We start from the raw sequence: 2,451 nt of genomic DNA, 5'->3' as shown, positions 1-2,451 counted from the left end.
CCCATGCATCACGCTGTGCGGGAAAGCGAGAGAGCAAATACAACAGCCGTTCAATCACCAACAACCAACACACAAACACGACCGCCCCGAGCCACCACAACACCGGGCCACCTTCCGCCATAAAGTGGCGCAAGGTGCTCCCCAAGTCTTGCTGATTCAGCTGTGAGAATAACTCGACGTCTATCATGCCGTTGGTCCGATTGCCGCCTGATTGTCTGTGGTTTCCGCTTGCTCGGCGACTAAACTAATGCTTTGTTTTTCGAGCATGCCGCGAATATGGTCCGCCTGCCCGCTGAGAATATTATGCGCCAACAGCAAGGGAATCGCCGCAATCAGACCCAATACCGTGGTCACCAGGGCCATTGAGATCCCATCGGCCATGACTTTCGGATCACCATTACCAAACTGGGTGATCACCTGGAAGGTTTCAATCATCCCTGTCACCGTCCCCAACAGGCCTAGCATAGGGGCAAGCGCCGCCAAGAGTTTGAGCATCGACAGGCCTTTTTCACAGCCGTGCTGCTCATCGACCACCGCTTCAAGTAAGCGTAACTCGAGCGATTCGACATCACGCTGGGGCGCATCGTGATAGACCTTAAGCACACGGCCAAGCGGGTTATCTTCGGGGGTGTCTGGGTGCTTCAATTGGCGATGCATTTTGGCATGAATCGACAGCAACACTGCCCCGCGGTATAGCGCAATGAGCAAGCCGACGGCCAACAAGGTGGCAATCACTTTGGCAACAAAGCCGCCTTGTGCGAAGCGATCGCCCAGGCTCGGCGCGTTTTCTAGCTGGCCGAGCAACGTGCCACGGGCCGGATCAATCAGTACCGTCTCACCCACTGAAGACACCGCTTGCTCAAGGGTTGACGTGGTTAACGTATTGTCCGGTTGGGCGCGATACGGCACGGCGACTTGGCGATCGGTTTGCCAATTTAGGTAACCTTGATCATTCACTAAGCCGACGTTGCCCACACGCACCACCGTTTGCTCCGATGCCACACCTTGCGCATTCACCACCGGTAACGACACGGTTTGCAGCTCACCGCTGGTTTGCATTTGGGTCAGCATCCCTTGCCATAGGGCATTGAGCTGCTTGAGTGATGGCAATGTATCGGCCGCGACAATATCCGAGACGGTTTGATTAAATGCCGGCTGAGTGATCGCCACATAGCTGGACACGCCATCGGTTTGAATAGTTTTACTCGCTTGGCGCACCACGCCAAATAGCTCACCTAAACTGCCCGACTCTAAGCGAAGTTTGTCTTCCAACGACGCCAATTGYTGCTCGTTGTCACTAAAAGTATCACTGAGTTTTTCGGTTTCCGTCTCCAGCGCATTCCGGGTTGCCTTGAGCTGATCACGCTTTTGGCGCAGTTCACGTTCCGTCATCGCAAATTGTGCTTCACGCGCTTGGTTGTGCTCACGTGCCTGCTGCTGAGCTTGCTCGGTTTGTCCGACCAAATCATCAGCGTGAGTCAAAGGGGCAACCGCGATCAAACAGGCGGCGGCAATCAGGGTTTTCCAGCTCATGATTTCACCCCTTGGTTGGCACTTAATGGCAAAGATAACAACGACGGGGCCACTTGTTTTTGTGCCACCGCAAAGGCCTTATCCACCGCTTCACCGGCGCTAGCATCTAGCTCGACCCAGGTTTCATCACGGGTGCTCCACACCCAATGCTGCTGACCCTTGGTAGGCATCGAGTTTGCTGCCGTAATCACGCTCTATCTGATATGCCTCAAGAATACGACGGAATTTTTCTGAGTCCGCCACATCGGCGCGGCCCATCATCGCCTTCAGTTTTTCAACACGTGCTTGGCGTTGATCGGCTTTGAGCGGAATGTCGTTAGCAAGCCACTGCTCAAGCCCGCCGAGCATGCGATACATCAACGGCACAATGCCTTGACGCGTCTCTTTGATCTCGGTGATTTGATCGCGCAGGCTTTGTGCTTCTGCCTGTTGGTTGCTGACTAAGTTTTGTAAGTGATCGCGGTAGATTTCGAGGTTACTGATTTGCGCCTGGATTTGTTCAATTTCTTGGCGCATGGCTAAACTGCTGTCCGCGCGGCGGTTAATACGAGATTGCGACTGAGCCGCTTCTTGGGTGGTGTTACCCTCGATGGCTTGCGCCTGTTCGAGCTGATCCGCACTGGCAACGGGCGTCAGCGCCAAACAAGCGGCCACTCCCCAAGCAAGGCGAAAAGAAGACGATTTTATCATGGTGATATCTGCAAACATCCTTAATGACAGGGCTTTCGCCCCAAACAAAAGTGAGAATAGTTTCTATTTGCGTGTAATGTACCGAGTTTGGCGGAAAAGATCTAGCCTAGCAGTAAAGGAGCTCGGAGAATATTGCGGCTTATCCGTAAATGACAACGTATATCTATTGACTATATACAAAAACCATTTAGAGTGTATATTAAATAGATACACAGGATGGTGTTATGG

At 52.9% G+C, this 2,451-nt stretch carries 1 protein-coding gene and 2 pseudogenes; all 3 read right to left on the bottom strand.

Annotated features, from left to right (window positions below; translation table 11 throughout):
- A pseudogene (locus BZG79_RS16790) lies at nucleotides 1-187 on the bottom strand (MotA/TolQ/ExbB proton channel family protein); the annotation flags it as partial.
- On the bottom strand, nucleotides 184-1,533 hold the full coding sequence (locus BZG79_RS14050; RefSeq protein WP_077774710.1) for a MotA/TolQ/ExbB proton channel family protein: 1,350 nt from the start codon (nucleotides 1,531-1,533) through the stop codon (nucleotides 184-186). The pseudogene BZG79_RS16790 and the gene BZG79_RS14050, both read right to left, overlap by 4 nt.
- Nucleotides 1,530-2,223 (bottom strand): annotated as a pseudogene (locus BZG79_RS14045) (DUF3450 domain-containing protein). The gene BZG79_RS14050 and the pseudogene BZG79_RS14045 overlap by 4 nt, the downstream one beginning before the upstream one ends.
- Nucleotides 2,224-2,451: the final 228 nt, after the last annotated feature.

The organism is Salinivibrio sp. MA427 (assembly GCF_001996115.1).
GTDB lineage: Bacteria > Pseudomonadota > Gammaproteobacteria > Enterobacterales > Vibrionaceae > Salinivibrio > Salinivibrio costicola.
This window is presented reverse-complemented; position numbering and strand designations above follow the sequence as displayed.